This is a genomic window from Streptomyces sp. NPDC057271 (assembly GCF_042668715.1).
Taxonomy (GTDB): domain Bacteria; phylum Actinomycetota; class Actinomycetes; order Streptomycetales; family Streptomycetaceae; genus Streptomyces.
Genome location: NZ_JBHUYJ010000043.1, coordinates 48,626 through 63,905 on the forward strand (window position 1 = coordinate 48,626; position 15,280 = coordinate 63,905).

Annotated in this window: 11 protein-coding genes; 3 read left to right on the forward strand and 8 right to left on the reverse strand. The window is 71.0% G+C overall.

Going from position 1 to position 15,280, the window contains the following annotated elements; translation table 11 throughout:
• The first annotated feature begins 216 nt into the window (after window positions 1–216).
• Window positions 217–1,344, forward strand: coding sequence for a M48 family metallopeptidase (locus ACFUJR_RS20905; RefSeq protein WP_383174348.1), 1,128 nt, complete (start codon window positions 217–219; stop codon window positions 1,342–1,344).
• Here ACFUJR_RS20905 and ACFUJR_RS20910 read toward each other — a convergent pair.
• From ACFUJR_RS20910 to ACFUJR_RS20945, 8 genes are all read right to left on the reverse strand, one after another.
• A complete protein-coding gene (locus ACFUJR_RS20910) occupies window positions 1,329–2,411 on the reverse strand; it encodes a hypothetical protein (protein ID WP_383174345.1) in 1,083 nt (360 codons plus the stop codon). The genes ACFUJR_RS20905 and ACFUJR_RS20910 overlap by 16 nt on opposite strands.
• Before the next feature lie 119 nt (window positions 2,412–2,530).
• Window positions 2,531–3,133: a hypothetical protein gene (locus ACFUJR_RS20915; RefSeq protein ID WP_383174342.1), complete on the reverse strand. Its 603-nt coding sequence runs from the start codon at window positions 3,131–3,133 to the stop codon at window positions 2,531–2,533.
• Between the two features lie 114 nt (window positions 3,134–3,247).
• Complete coding sequence (locus tag ACFUJR_RS20920) at window positions 3,248–4,531, reverse strand: glutamate-5-semialdehyde dehydrogenase (protein WP_383174339.1); 1,284 nt, start codon at window positions 4,529–4,531, stop codon at window positions 3,248–3,250.
• Window positions 4,532–4,630: 99 nt separating this feature from the next.
• The gene (locus tag ACFUJR_RS20925; RefSeq protein WP_352187868.1) at window positions 4,631–5,110 is read right to left on the reverse strand and encodes a hypothetical protein; all 480 of its coding nucleotides are present in this window, start codon (window positions 5,108–5,110) and stop codon (window positions 4,631–4,633) included.
• A gap of 167 nt (window positions 5,111–5,277) precedes the next feature.
• Window positions 5,278–6,405: a glutamate 5-kinase gene (gene proB, locus ACFUJR_RS20930; protein WP_383174335.1), complete on the reverse strand. Its 1,128-nt coding sequence runs from the start codon at window positions 6,403–6,405 to the stop codon at window positions 5,278–5,280.
• 215 nt (window positions 6,406–6,620) lie between these two features.
• Window positions 6,621–7,067: a GtrA family protein gene (locus tag ACFUJR_RS20935; protein WP_383174331.1), complete on the reverse strand. Its 447-nt coding sequence runs from the start codon at window positions 7,065–7,067 to the stop codon at window positions 6,621–6,623.
• On the reverse strand, window positions 7,067–8,080 hold the full coding sequence (locus ACFUJR_RS20940; RefSeq protein WP_383174328.1) for a glycosyltransferase family 2 protein: 1,014 nt from the start codon (window positions 8,078–8,080) through the stop codon (window positions 7,067–7,069). Before ACFUJR_RS20940 ends, ACFUJR_RS20935 begins: the two co-directional genes overlap by 1 nt.
• On the reverse strand, window positions 8,077–10,779 hold the full coding sequence (locus tag ACFUJR_RS20945; protein WP_383174325.1) for a YfhO family protein: 2,703 nt from the start codon (window positions 10,777–10,779) through the stop codon (window positions 8,077–8,079). Before ACFUJR_RS20945 ends, ACFUJR_RS20940 begins: the two co-directional genes overlap by 4 nt.
• A 345-nt stretch (window positions 10,780–11,124) precedes the next feature.
• Here ACFUJR_RS20945 and ACFUJR_RS20950 point away from each other — a divergent pair, with 345 nt between their 5' ends.
• Window positions 11,125–13,974 (forward strand): CDP-glycerol glycerophosphotransferase family protein, encoded by a 2,850-nt coding sequence (locus ACFUJR_RS20950; RefSeq protein ID WP_383174322.1) that lies wholly within the window; start codon window positions 11,125–11,127, stop codon window positions 13,972–13,974.
• Entirely contained in the window at window positions 13,971–15,152 is a 1,182-nt protein-coding gene (locus tag ACFUJR_RS20955; RefSeq protein WP_383174319.1) for a glycosyltransferase, read from the forward strand. Before ACFUJR_RS20950 ends, ACFUJR_RS20955 begins: the two co-directional genes overlap by 4 nt.
• Window positions 15,153–15,280 lie beyond the last annotated feature (128 nt).

Consider the following 15,280-nt stretch of genomic DNA (forward strand, 5'->3'; position numbering starts at 1 on the left):
GGACCTATCGATCGGGGACGGGAGCGAAGACTTCGCGCACATCGTATGCGGGCCGTCCGGGCACGCTCACGCCGACTCAGTCGTTGTCCGGGCTGTCGTACCCCGTCGCGTCCACCGTGCCGAGTTATCCACAGGCTCCGGTGCGCGTGGGCCCCAGCGCCTAGGCTGGGATTCGTCAGGGGGACGAGCAAGGTCTCGTACGAACAGGGGGCATCCATGACCGAGAAGTCCGACAACGACCAGGGGAACGTGCCGAGCAGGCAGCGCAAGCGCTTCCCCGGCATCTCCTCACGCGCCTACGAGCACCCCGCGGACCGCTCGGCGCTCGTGGCCCTGCGCAGGCTCACCGGCTTCGACACGGTCTTCAAGGCCCTCAGCGCGCTGCTGCCCGAGCGCAGCCTCCGACTGCTCTTCCTCTCCGACTCCGTGCGGGTGAGCGACGCCCAGTTCACGCACCTCAACGACATGCTGAGAGACGCGTGTTACATCCTGGACCTGGAGAAGGTCCCGCCGATGTACGTCACGCAGGACCCGAAGCCGAACGCGATGTGCATCGGCCTTGACGAGCCGATCATCGTGGTCACCACGGGCCTCGTGGAGCTGCTCGACGAGGAGGAGATGCGGGCGGTCGTCGGCCACGAGGTGGGCCACGCCCTCTCCGGTCACTCCGTCTACCGCACGATCCTGCTGTTCCTCACCAGCCTGGCGGTCAAGGTCGCCTGGATCCCGCTCGGGAACGTGGCGATCATGGCGATCGTGACGGCGCTGCGGGAGTGGTTCCGCAAGTCCGAGCTGTCCGCGGACCGCGCGGGCCTCCTGGCCGGTCAGGACATCCAGGCTTCGATGCGCGGTCTGATGAAGATCGCCGGCGGCAACCACCTGCACGAGATGAACGTGGACGCCTTCCTCGCCCAGGCCGATGAGTACGAGAAGGGCGGCGACCTGCGCGACTCCGTCCTCAAGATCCTCAACGTGCTCCCGCGCACGCACCCCTTCACCACGGTCCGGGCGGCCGAGCTGAAGAAGTGGTCCGAGAGCCGGGACTACCAGCGGATCATGGAGGGGCACTACCCGCGACGGTCGGAGGACAAGGACACCTCGGTGACCGACTCCTTCCGGGAATCGGCCGGGCATTACGCCGAATCGGTGCGCACCAGCAAGGATCCGCTGATGAAGCTGGTCGGTGACATAGCCGGCGGCGCGGGTGACCTGGCGAACGACCTGGGCGGGAAGCTGCGCAACCGGTTCGGCGGCGGCACCCCGGGTACGGACGGCGGCGCGGGCGGCGGCGCGGGCGGCAAGGGTGACGTCGGTGGCGCCGACGGCGGTCAGAAGGAGGGCTGAGCACTCGGGGCGAGGGTCCCGCAGAGCGAGGAGACGGCCGGCCGGCCGGTGGCGTACGGGTCGGTGACGGCCGCCCCGCCGGAGTCCCGGGCACGCTCACCGGCGAGCAACGGCTGCAGCGTGCCGGCCGGGGCGGTTCCGCAGGCCTGCGGACCGGCCCGGACGGTGCTGGTCAGCAGTTCGGCGCGGTGCATCCGCAGGTCTTCACGGTCGAAGCGGAAGTGCGTCTCGCGGTGCACGGTGAAGAGCGACGCCTCGCCGACGGGCCCGGCGCCTGAGGCCGCGGGGCGCAGGGCGTAGGTGAAGGTGTGGTCCGAGGTGACCTCCAGCATGTCGGTCGCCGTCTCCGCGAAGCGGAGGGTGCCCTGGACGCGGATGCCGGGGGACGCCAGGGCGACCTCCGCGGGGTCGAACCGCACCAGCCAGCCGGCGACCGCGTGGCGGCCGTCGTCGAGCGACGCCTCGACGCTCTGGTCGAACTGCGCCAGCTGGTCGGGGTCCAGGAGCAGCCGGGCGGGCCGGACCGTCGTGCCTGCCAGGACCTCGGGATCCAGCGAGGAGGCCACGAGGTACTCCTTCGCGATCGTCAGGGCGGCCACGACCTGGCTCTCCGAGAAGTGCGTGGTGCGTCCGGTGACCGGCAGGTTGATGCCGGCGGCCCCCGTGCGGTACTCGGCGGCGGGGCTGTGGGCGAACAGCTGGGCGGGCTCACCGCCCGGCACGGGGCCCTGCGGGGCGAGCGGGACCATGGTGATCCGCAGCGGTTCTGCCCGCTGGTCGACGGGGGGCTGGTAGGGGTTGCGGACACCGAGGTAGATGGCCGTACCGAAGGCGAGGAGGATCAGCAGGACCAGCAGGAGGGCCTGGCGGGAGCCGCTTCTGGTCTCCCTCCAGGTGGGGCGGGAGCGTACGGCCTGGGAGTGCTCGCCCATCCGCTCCTCGGCGGAGAACTCCTGGAGCCGGGCAGCGCGGACGAACGACTCGTCGAAGACGACGGATCGGTACTCGTCCTCACCACCGCCGGGGTCGGGAACCGGCCCCTCAGGCGGGTCGCCACGCCCTGCCATACCTTCAGAGTAGGTCGGACGCGGCCCGGGTAAACGCCCAGGTACACGACAAGTTCCGAGGAATTCCGACGAAACCCCCGGCCATCAGGCCACATGCCCGGGAGCTCGGATCGCGGGGTTCAGGGCGTCCGGGGGACGGCGGGGGCGGGGGGCGCGGAGTACTCGGCGGAGGCCGAGGGCGCGGTGACCGCCGGAGGGTTCACACGCGGTTTGTCGATGCCGGTGGTGGCGGGGGCGGGGACCTGGTCCTGCCGGTTGGCGGACGCGCCGCGATAGACCGCGGTGAAGGCGAGGGCGACCATACCGACGCCCATCACCAGGGCGAGCACCCAGGCGACCGGCCGGTGCCAGCGGGCGCTGCCCCGGTAGGGGCGCAGGGCGCCGCCGTGGGGGCCGTAGGGGCCGGAGTCGTCGTCGGGGTCGTCCGGGTCGTACTCGTGGCCGTAGCGGCCGCCGAGAGGGTGCGCGAGGTCGTAACCGTCCTCGTGGAGATCGTCGTCGCCAGGTCCGCCGCCGGCCCGGGCACGGGCGGCCTCCGCCTCGGCCCGCGCCTGCGCGGCCGCGAGCAGGCGCTCCACGGCGGTCGGCTCATGGACCTCGGCGGCCCGTACGAAGTCCTCGTCGAACACCACGGTGGCGAAGTCGTCCGCGCCGCCGCGGTCGTCAGCGTTCTCAGGGTCCCTGCCGTCCGGGAACGGCTTGCCCCCCACGTCGTCCGGCACGTTTTTCAGAGTAGACCTGGGAGGTGGTTTTGGGCAGGGAGAGTGCGAACTCTGCCCGCCCGTCCGGCTCCCCCGGGGCCCCGCGCAGGCGGGGCCGATCGGGGGATTCGGAGGTCAGCGCGTGTGGCCGTCGCCGGTGACGATGTACTTCGTCGAGGTCAGCTCGGGCAGGCCCATGGGCCCACGGGCGTGGAGTTTCTGGGTCGAGATACCGATCTCGGCACCGAAGCCGAACTGGCCTCCGTCGGTGAAACGGGTGGACGCGTTGACGGCGACCGTCGTGGAGTCGACCAGCTGGGTGAAGCGGCGGGCGGCGGCCTGCGAGGTGGTGACGATCGCCTCGGTGTGGCCGGAGGACCAGAGCCGGATGTGTTCGACGGCCTTGTCGAGGGAGTCGACCACGGCGGCGGCGATGTCGTAGGAGAGGTACTCGGTCTCCCAGTCCTCCGGGGTCGCGGGGACGACGGTGGCCTTGGAGCCCTCGGCCAGGGCGAGGACCCGCTCGTCCGCGTGCACGGTGACCCCGGCGTCGGCCAGGGCGGCCAGGGCGCGGGGCAGGAAGGCGTCCGCGATGTCCCGGTGGACGAGGAGGGTCTCGGCGGCGTTGCAGACGCTGGGGCGCTGGGCCTTGGAGTTGATCAGGATGTCGACGGCCATGTCGAGGTCGGCCTGGGCATCCACGTAGACATGGCAGTTTCCGGTGCCGGTCTCGATGACCGGGACGGTGGACTCCTCGACGACGGTACGGATCAGGGAGGCGCCGCCGCGCGGGATGAGGACGTCGACCAGGCCGCGGGCGCGCATCAGCTCCCGTACCGAGTCGCGGGACTCGCCGGGAACGAGCTGGACGGCGTCGGCGGGCAGTCCGGCGCCGCCGACGGCGTCGCGCAGGACCTTCACCAGGGCGGTGTTGGAGGAGTAGGCGGAGGACGAGCCGCGCAGGAGCACGGCGTTTCCGGCCTTGAGGCAGAGGGCGGCCGCGTCCACGGTCACGTTGGGACGGGCCTCGTAGATGATGCCGACGACGCCGAGGGGAACGCGGACCTGGCGCAGGTCGATGCCGTTGGGGAGGGTCGAGCCGCGGACGACCTCGCCGACCGGGTCGGGCAGGGCGGCCACGTCGCGCACGTCGGCGGCGATGGCGCGGACCCGCTCCGGGGTGAGGGTGAGCCGGTCGATGATCGACTCGCTGGTGCCGGCCTCACGGGCACGGGCGATGTCCTCGGCGTTCGCCTCGACGATCTCGGCGGTGCGGACCTCGAGGGCGTCCGCGATCGCCAGCAGGGCGTCGTCCTTGGCCGCGCGCGGAAGTGGCGCGATTTCGGCGGCGGCGGCGCGGGCGCGGTAGGCGGCCCGGGCGACCGGGGACAGGTTGTCGAGGGGCGTGAGCGAGGTCATGCCCGCAGGGTACTGGCACCTCTGCGGACATCCCTCACGAATGCCGTTCGCATCCCGCACTCCGAGACGGCTGTCCCGGCGGGCGCGGTGACAGCGGTCTCAGTACGGATGGACCCCCACCGGGGCGGCCGGTGGGGGGCCGTAGCCCTCGGCGATGCGCTGGTGGTAGGTCTCGCGGTCGATGACCTCCAGGCCGACGATCTCCCAGGGCGGCAGCTTGGCGCTCTGCCGGTGCTCGCCCCACAGCCGCAGCGCGACCGCCGCGGCATCGTGCAGGTCACGGGCCTCTTCCCAGTAGCGGATCTCGGCGTGATCATTGGCGTAGCGGCTGGTCAGCAGGAAGGGATGGTCATGGGCCAGCTGTTCGAGGCCGCGCCTGACCTCCTTCAGCGGGGCCTCGGCGCCCGAGACGCTGAGGGTGATGTGCCAGAGCTTCGAGGCGACCACCGGTCGCTCCTCGACGCGTGTCCCAGCTGTGTCGGTGTCCTGTCCCTCGTCGAAGTCGGCTCCGGCCTCGACACTGGTCAGGGCGCGTTCGGCAGTCCCGCGGGGCGGTGCCCCTGGGCGCGCTCGTCTCACCGGCGGCCTCCTGTTTGATGCGTGTGGTGCTGTACCCCGCCCTTGTCTTGTCCCCGAGACAAAGTTGACCAGCCCGAGGCGGCGTCTGGGGCGGTTTTGGTAAAGGTCCCTACCGGATGGCCGGTCTTTCAGCCGTTTCTCCACACGGTGATCACGCGGCGGCGCCGTCAGGGGCGGACGACGACCAGATCGTCGCGGTGGACGACCTCCCGCTCGTACTCCGGGCCGAGCTCCCTGGCGAGCTCGGGTGTGGAGCGGCCGAGCATCCGGGGGATCTCCTTGGCGTCGAAGTTGACGAGTCCGCGGGCGACGGCTCGGCCGTCTGTGTCGCGCAGCTCGACCGGGTCGCCGGCCACGAACTCCCCCTCCACGGCGGCGATTCCGGCCGCGAGGAGCGACTTCTTGCCCTCGACGACGGCCCGCACCGCTCCCTCGTCGAGGGTCAGGTGGCCCTGCGGGGTGGAGGCATGGGCGAGCCAGAGCAGCCGGTCGGCGGAGCGGCGGCCGGTGCGGTGGAAGTACGTCCCGGTGTCGCGGCCGGAGAGGGCGTCGGCGGCGCGGACGGCGGAGGTGAGGACGACGGGGGTGCCTGCGGCGGCGGCGATCCGGGCGGCCTCGACCTTGGTGACCATGCCGCCGGTGCCGACCCCTGCCTTGCCGGCGGAGCCGATCTCGACATGCGCGATGTCCGCGGGGCCCGCCACCTCGGCGATCCGAGCGGAGCCGGGCTTGGAGGGGTCGCCGTCGTAGAGCCCGTCGACGTCCGAGAGCAGGACCAGCAGGTCGGCGCGGACGAGATGGGCGACGAGGGCGGCGAGCCGGTCGTTGTCGCCGAAGCGGATCTCGTCCGTGGCGACGGTGTCGTTCTCGTTGACGACCGGCAGGGCGCCCATGGCGAGGAGCTGGTCGAGGGTCCGGTAGGCGTTGCGGTAGTGCGCGCGCCTGCTGGTGTCGTCGGTGGTGAGCAGCACCTGCCCGACCCGTACGCCGTAGCGGGCGAAGGAGGCGGTGTAGCGGGCGACGAGCAGGCCCTGGCCGACGCTGGCGGCGGCCTGCTGGCGGGCGAGGTCCTTGGGCCGGCGGGTGAGGCCGAGCGGGGCGAGACCTGCGGCGATGGCGCCGGAGGAGACCAGCACGATCTCCTTCTCGCCGCCGCTGCGGACCTTGGCGAGGACGTCGACGAGGGCGTCCACCCGGTCGGCGTCGAGACCGCCGGACGCGGTGGTGAGCGAGGACGAGCCGACCTTGACGACGATCCTGCGGGCTTCCGTCACGAACTGCCTTGCCACTGTCACCTGTACCGCCGTCACCTGCGTCGCCCTCATTCGGATGTCTGCCAGGCAATCTACGCGAGCCGGGACGGACGGCGCCCGTCCATTCCGCTGAGTGGAACGGCCGGGCGGCGCGTGCGCGGAGCGGCGGGGCGCCGCGTGGCCGGAACGGACCGGCGCCGCTCCGCCCGGTCCGACGTCACCGTGTGGCGTCCGACGTCACCGTGTGGCGTCTGACGTCACCGTGTGGCGACGGAGTCCGACTCGACGCCGGCGTCACCGGCGGAGCCCGCGGCGTCCGCCTCCGCCTTCCGCCCGCCGGGCACGAGGATCTTCTTCGCCAGCAGATAGGTGAACGGGATGGCGACGACGGCCGCGACCAGCGGCGCGATCCGGTCGTCCATCCCGGCCCACGTCACCAGGGCGTACAGGCCGACGCTCTGCACGAGGTAGTTGGTGAGGTTGGTGAGCGGGAAGAGCGCGAACTTCTTCCAGGTGGGCCGGGTGCGGTAGGTGAAGTACGTGTTGAGGAAGAACGAGCCGACCATGCTGAGCACGAAGGCGACGGAGTAGGCGGCGAAGTACGGCATCCAGGGGTGCAGCAGCAGGTAGCAGCCGTAGAACGTCCCGGTGTTGATCCCGCCCACCACGCCGAAGCGGACGATCTGACCGAGCTGACCGCGCATCACATCTCCCGTTCGGTCGCCGCGACGCGGGCGCGGCCGTCTCGGCGACCCGCGGCGTAGGCGCTGCCGGCGACGGGGCGGCGGGCCGTGGAGCGGTCGGTCTCCTTGACGAGGAAGTGCGGTCGGCGCTTGGTCTCGTAGTAGATCCGGCCGATGTACTCGCCGATCAGTCCCAGCATGATCATCTGGACGCCGCCGAGCCCGACGATGATCGCGACCAGGGTGACGTAACCCGGGGCGCTGACGCCCTGGGTCAGGGCGGCCACGACGATCCAGATCGCGTACAGCGCGGCGAGACCGGTGAGCGTGAGGCCGAGCCAGATCGCGATGCGCAGGGGCCGGTTGTTGAAGGAGATCAACCCGTCCATGCCGTAGTTGAGCAGGGAGCTGAACCTCCACTTCGTCTCGCCCGCCTCCCGCGCGGCGTTCTGGTAGTCGAAGGTGACGGTGTCGAAGCCGATCCAGGAGAAGAGCCCCTTGGAGAAGCGGTTGTACTCGGGCAGCGACAGCAGCGCGTCCACGGCCGCCCTGGAGAGCAGGCGGAAGTCGCCGACGCCGTCGGTCAGTTCGACGTCGATCCACTTGTTGACACCGCGGTAGTAGAGCCGGCTCAGGGCGCTGCGGAGCTTCTTGTCACCCTCGCGGGTGCGCCGGGCGATGATCTGCTCGTGGCCCAGTTCGTGAAGTTCGAGCATCCGCTGGATGAGCTCCGGCGGATGCTGGAGGTCCGCGTCCATGATCACGACGGCGTCGCCGGTGGCTTCGCGGAGCCCGGCGAGCATGGCGGCCTCCTTGCCGAAGTTGCGGCTGAAGGAGACGTAACGGGTCTCCTTCTCGAACTCGGCTGCGATGGCGCGAAGTCGGAGGAAGGTGCCGTCCCCGCTGCCGTCGTCGACGTAGCAGATCTCGTACTCGACGGGCAGGGCGCCCAGCACCTCACGGATGCGGGTGTCGAACTGGTCGATCACCGCTTCCTCGTTGTAGCAGGGGACAACGACGGACAACTTGATCATGAACGTTGGCTCCTGAACGACGAGCGCGGTCTGCGGGACGGGTCGGAGGTACGAGACGAGCGGGACGTGCGAGCGGTGCGGGTACGGAGCAGGTGGGCGGCGGTGACGGCGAGCAGCAGCGCCGCGGCCGCACCGCTCGCCGCGAGCCCGAGCCGCAGCCCGGGGGTGCGGTAGGAACAGGCGAGCCGCGAGGCGCTGTCGCCGAGCTCCACGGCGATCAGGCCGCCGAGCGTGCGCGGCACGCGCGCGGGGCCGCCGTCGACCGCGCACAGCCAGCCGGGGACGGCGGGCACGGAGAGGACCGCGGTCCCGGCCGTACCTGGCGCGAACGCGGCGCCGACGGCGTGACCGGAGGCGTCCACGCGGTCGGGGCCGGTGGCGCGCAGCTGCCGCACGGTCCGGTCGAGCGCGGCGCGGTCGAGGCAGCCGACGGGGCTCTCCGGGATGTACTGGCGCTGCGCCGAGTGGACCCTGACCGCGACCCGGCCGTCGGCGGGGACGGTCCCGAGGCGGTACAGCGGGTTGCTGGTCATGGGGTACTTGCCGGCGGGCCTGAGGGTCGTGCCGAGGGCGTCGACCCGCCCACGCAGCCAGGGCGCGTACCAGTACGCCTCCGAGCCGGGGGCGCAGACGGCGGTGAAGGTCGTACCGGCGCCGGGTCCCGCACGGCCCGCGCCACTCGCTCCGTCCGTGCCCGTACGTCCCGGGCGGCCCACACCACCCGCCGCACCCGCGCCACCCGCCGCACCGCCGCCGTCCGTCCCACCCGCGCCCTCCGCTCCGTCCGCGCCGAGTGGCCACCCGCGGCCCGGGACCGGCTGAGAGTCACCGCCGCCGCTCCGCGCGAGCGTGGGCACCTCGTAGACACGCGCGCCCAGCAGCCGTTCCTGGCGGGAGAAGAGCGAGACGTCGCGGACGGTCCCGTCGAGGGGCGTCCCGGCCGGTCGCAGCGTGACGACGGGCGGGGCGAGGGCCGAGCGCCGGACGAAGCCGTCGGGTCCGGCGTCCGGTTCGAGGTAGGTGCTCACGCCCATGACGGCGCGGCCGACCGGGTCGTTGAAGCTGCGCGTGTGGCGACCCTGGATGTACCAGCCGGCGCCGAGCCGGTGCAGGGCGTCGGCGGTGACCGCCGGGAGGTAGCTGCTGTAGTAGCCGCCGCCCTGCCCGGCGAGCAGCATCGGATCGTTGGAGGCGAACGAGTGCGGGCCGGGGTCGGTACGGCTCGCGGGCCACGCGTCCACCGCCTTCAACTGCCCGTACGCGGCGAGCGCCTGGCTGTCGAAGGTGCGCTTGGGCTTCCACCACTCGATGGCGTCGCGGATCCGAGTCGTGGACAGGACGGTGTACGAGGAGGAGAGGAAGACGGCCCCGGCCAGGGCCACCGTGAGGCCGCGGCGCACGCGGCGGTCGCCTCGGAAGCGGTCCAGCGCGAGGAGCAGGCCGAGGAGGACGAGGCCGCCGGCGGCGAGGACCCAGGGCCCCGTCGTCATGTACGCGGTGGTGCTCACGCTCACGACCAGGAGGAGGACCAGGGCGCCGCCGCCGAGCAGCTCGGGAACCCGGGGCCGCCGGGCGAGCGCCAGCCAGGCCACGCACACCAGCACGGCCGTGAGGGCGATCGAGGCGCGGTAGGGGCTTCCGTTGGGCATGGCCAGTCCGTGCCAGAGCAGGATGGTGGGCTTCCAGACCAGGGAGCCGGCCATCAGCGCGACCAGGGCGAGCCAGGCGACCCGCTCCCTGCGCGGCACGCGGCGGATGACGGGGTAGGTGGCGACGAGGAGCAGGGCGAGCATGCCGACGGAGATGTGCGGCACACGCCCGACGAGGCCGCCCGGGATCAGGTGCGCCAGGTAGTCGAGGGGCGCGGGCGGGCCCTGGTAGACGGCTTCGGGGGCCGGCTGGGAGAGCTTGCTGGCCTTGAGGCCGACGGTCAGCACGGGCGCGGCGAGCAGGATCCCGACGCCGGTCATGGAGGCGGCCCGCGCGACCACGCGCAGCCGTTCCGCCACGGGCCGCTCGTCCAGCAGCACCCGCACCAGCAGGACCAGGGCCATGCCGATCGTGGCCATCGCGGCGGTGTAGAAGTTGCCGGCCCAGCAGACGGTCACGAGGAGCGAGCCGCTCACCCAGCGGCGGCGGCCCAGACACCAGTCGTAGGCGATGCCGAGGAGCGGGAGGGCGACGAGCCCCCACATCCACATGGGATCGGAGAATCCGTCCGAGATCATCCAGGCACTCAGTCCGAATCCGACCGAGAGCAGGGCCCGCAGCCAGGGACTTCCCTCGTGGAGTCGGCCGAGAAAGACGGTCATGAGCGCGGCGGCGAGACCGACGCTGAACAGCGTCACCAGAAAGACGGGGAACTCGACACTGTGCCGGGGGAAGATCCCGACCAGCCACGAGAACGGGTTCATCAGATAGGTGAAGAAGTCGGCGAGAAAGGGCGTGCCGTATCCGCTGGCCCAATTGAAGAAGAGGTCGCCGTGGGCTTCGCCGTGCATCAGGTCCCAGAGGCGCGCGTGGAACGGCACGAACTGATTGCCGAGGTCGTTCACCGCGCGGGATCTGCCACCGAACGGATAGGTGCCGTGCACGGACATGGCGAGGCAGTACGCCGCCATGGCCGTCGCGGCGGCGAACCACGGCGCGGTCCGCCGCGCCCTGAGGTCTCTGCCGAGCGCCGGCCCGGTCCGTGTCACTCCTGGAGAGGAATCGTCTCCTCGCCGGCCGGCGCCCTTCTCAAGTGAGGGATTCAGCACGGCGGACATCCCTGAATTCCGAACTCCTGGTCGACATTCGAACAGCCCGTCACTTTCCCTCGTCCATTTATGCACAAACAGGTTATGACCCGATGCGCACACTTCTCCCGGAAGAGGACGGAGCCGATAGGGTTGCCCCTTAAAAATCGACGAATCCGATCGCGGAGCGCCCCGTCATCCGGGCGCGGACCCCCGCCCGGACGCCTCCCATCCCATCGGACCGTCGGAAAGTGAACGCGAGGTGCCGTCGAGGCAGCCTGCGCACGAAAATGGATCGAGGTGCCAGTGCCTGACGTCTCAGTGATCGTCATCGCCTACAACGACGCGGAGCGTCTCCCGACGGCCGTGCGATCGGTGTTGGACCAGACACTGCGGAGCGTCGAGGTCGTGATCGTCGACGACTGCAGCGGGGACCGCACCTTCGAGGTCGCCCAGGAACTGGCAGCCGCCCAGCCGGAGCGGGTCCGGGCCTACCGGCTACCGGAGAACAGCGGCGCGGGCGGAGAGCCGCGCAACGTCGGCATCGGCCACGCGCGGGGCCGGTACGTGATGTTCCTGGACAGCGACGACGTCCTGGAGCGCAACGCCTGCCGCAACATGGTGGCGGCCGCCGAGGAGACCGGTGCCGACCTGGTCTCGGGCCTGTGCGTGCGCCTCACCAAGGACACCGCGCACGAGAAGCGCAACGAGTGGTACGCGTGGCTCTACTCGGCGACCCGCACCCTGGAGTCCGTCACCGAACTGCCCGACCTGTTCGTCTGGGACACCCTCTCCACGAACAAGTGCTACCGCCGCGACTTCCTCCTCGACAACGGACTCCGCTTCCCCAAGGGGATGTTCTACGAGGACCTGATGTTCGTCGCCGACGCCTACCTCGCGGCGAAGAAGATCACGCTCATCCCCAACCAGGTCTACTTCTGGCACGTCTACGAGCAGGCCAAGGTCAAGTCGGTCACCAACAGCCGCCACGAGATGGTGAACTACCGGCACCGGCTGGAGATCCACCGCCGGATCGACGCGCTCCTCGACCGGCACGGTCTGGAGGAGCTGCGGGCCGCCAAGGACGTCAAGTTCCTCAAGCACGACCTCGTCCTCCATCTGCGTGATCTTCCGTTCCGGGACGAGGCCTACCGCCGAGAGTTCGCCGAGCTGTCCCGGCCGTACCTCCAGGGCCTGGACCGCGAGGCGTACGGCAAGGCGGCCAAGATCCAGGCGATCTGCGCGTACCTCCTGGAGAAGGGCGACTGGGAGAACCTGCTGCCCGCCGTGGACACCCTGATCCACCGCGACAAGGTGTCCTCACCGCTGGCCCGGCGCGACGGCCGGGTCTACTGGTGCGCCGAACACCTCGACGACGCGTTCGGCCGCGAGGTGCTCGACGTCACCGAACTCGGTTACCACCAGAAGCCGATCGACAAGCTGTTCCTGCGCAACGAACTCACCTCCTACACGGAGTCCGGCGGCACCGCACGCCTCGCCGGCAGGATCACCAACCCGCTGGGGATCGTGGCGCCCGGAGACACCCTCACCGCCGAGCTGGAGTTCCGCGCACGCCGCCGCAGCCTGCGGACGTACCTCTTCCCTGTCACCTCGCTCCGCCACGACGGCGAGACGGTCCACTGGGAGACCGAGGCCGACATCGGCTCGACGCTCCGCCCCCTCGGCGTCATCGACCCGGTGTGGGACGTCCGCGTCGTCCTCCGGGCCAACGGTGTGCGGACAAGGACCCGGCTCACCGTCGACCAGCACGACCTGGGCGGCGGAGACCTCCCCGTCACGCCACGGCTGACGCGCCTGGTGGGCGACCGCATAGAGCCGCACCCCACCGCCAAGGGCCATCTCGCCTTCCGTCTCGTCTCGTCGAAGGGCGACAGCGACCGGATCGAGGAGTTCGTCCAGCGCGGACTGCGGGGGAAGCCGGGACAGCTCGCCAAGTCCGGCCTGCGCCGGGCCAAGGCGCTGCGCAAGACCCTCACCTCCGGCGAGACCAAGCTGCGGCTCTACCACGAGGTGTACAGCCGGCTGCCCGTGAAGAAGCGGACGGTCGTCTTCGAGAGCCAGCTGGGCAAGCAGTACAGCGACAGCCCCCGCGCGATCTACGAGGAGATGCGCCGCCAGGGCCTGGACTTCCACGCGGTCTGGTCGTACGCCGGGACACCCCAGGACTTCCCCCCGGACGTCCAGCTCGTACGCCGCTGGTCGCTGCCGTACCTCAAGGCGCTGGCCCGCGCCGAGTTCTGGGTCGACAACCAGAGCTATCCGCTGAAGCTGGCCAAACGGCCCGAGACGACGTACATCCAGACCTGGCACGGCTCCGCGCTCAAGAAGATGGGGTTCGACCAGCCGCTGCTCAAGGCGCAGACCCGGCAGCAGCAGGAGGCGCAGCAGACCCACCTCGACCGCTTCGACCACTTCCTGGTCCGGTCGGAACACGACGTACGCACCCTCGCCAGGGCCTTCCGGCTGCAGGACCGGACGCTGCTGCGCTCCGGCTACCCGCGCAACGACGTGCTGGTCAAGGCCCGGCAGCGCGAGGAGGAGGCGGGACGCCGGGTGCGCGGCCCGCTGGCCGAGAGACTCGGCATCCCCGCGGACAGGACCGTCCTGCTCTACGCGCCGACCTTCCGCGCCACGGGCAAGGCCAGCCGCTTCGCGCTCCCCCTCGACGTGGAGCGCTTCGCCGAGGAGTTCTCAGACCGCTACGTGCTGCTGGTGCGGGCCCACTACTTCAACCACGTGGTGCTGCCGCCCGACGTCGAAGGCAAGGTCGTCGACGTCTCCTCCGAGCACGACGTGATGCCGCTGATGGAACTCGCCGACGCGCTGATCACGGACTACTCCTCCGTGATGTTCGACTACGCGCTGCTCGACCGGCCGATGCTCTTCTTCGCGTACGACTACGAGGCGTACGTCCACGAGGATCGCGGGACGTACTTCGACCTGCTGGAGCACGCGCCGGGCCCGGTCGTCCGGACGGAGGACGAGCTGTACGCCTCGCTGCGGAACCTCGAGTCCGAGGGCCGGGAGTACGGCGACGCGCGCAAGCGCTTCGTGGCCGAGTTCGGCGAGTACGACCAGGGCGACGCCGCGCAACGAATCGTCCAGAAGTTCTTCTCCGGCTGGAGCCGTCGATGACCGACACGAGGGAAGCAGCGACCGGAACGACGACCAGGGACATCGTCCTGGTCTCCAACAGCGTCGACGAGGTCGGCGGCATCACCAGCTGGTCGCACCAGATGGCCCGGCTCTTCAGCGAGCGCGGCCACGCGGTCCATGTGGTCGGTATCGTCCCCGCCCCCGAGGAGCGGCGCGCCGACCTCGGTGCCGATCTGCCCTACCGGACGACGACGCTGTACGACGCCCATCCGCCGGTCCTGAAGTCGCGTCGCGGCGTCCGGGGCAGGCTCGACCTGGTCGAGCGGCGGCGCAGGGCCTCCCGCGCCTCGGGCATGCGCAGGGAGGCGGCGAAGCTCACGGAGATCCTTCGCTCCGTGCGCCCTGGTTCCGTCGTCGTCGTGACGCAGGTCTGGGCGATGGAGTGGGTGGCCCTCGCGGACACCACGGGGCTGCGGGTGGTCGGCATGAGTCACGAGTCCTTCCAGACGTGCCGTGCCTCGTCGCGCTTCCAGCGGGTCAAGCGGTACTACCAGGACGTCGACCGGATGCTGACGCTGACGCGGGAGGACGCGGACCTGTGGATCCGCCAGCGCTTCGACCACGTCGGCGCCATGCCGAACCCGCTGCCGTTCTTCCCCGACGAGCCGTCCCCGCGCACCGCCAAGGCGGTCGTCGGCATCGCCCGGCTGCACGAGGAGAAGGGGGTCGACCTGCTTCTGGACGCCTGGTCCGAGGTCGCGCCCCGGCACCCGGACTGGCTGCTGCGGATCTACGGCTCCGGTGACGAGGAGGCCGCGCTGAAGGCGCAGTCGGAACGACTCGGGCTGACCGACTCCGTCGCCTGGATGGGGCGTACGGACGACGTGCCGGGCGCCCTGCGGGGCGCGTCGCTGTTCGCGCTCTCCTCGCGGGGTGAAGGTTTTCCCCTCACCCTGATGGAGGCGATGGCGACGGGCGTGCCCTGTGTGGCCTTCGACGTGGCCCCGGGTGTCCGCGAGATCATCGAGCACGGTGAGAACGGTCTGGTGGTACCGCCCGGCAACACGGGTGAGTTCGCGCGCAGGCTCGGCGAGCTGATCTCCGACAAGGAGCTGCGCGACCGGATGGGTGAGCGGGCCCGGGTCGACATCCAGCGGTACTCGACGGACGAGATCGTGGCGCGCTGGGAGTACCTCTTCGCGCTGCTGGACCGCTAGGCCCGGTCGTCGAAGTGGCGCCGGCAGGGCCCCCGGCGTCCGGTGCCGTGCATCGCAAGGCGGAGGGGCGCCCGACCACTGGACGTACTCGGGTGCTCCGACAACGCGGCGAGGTGCGGTGCCGGGCG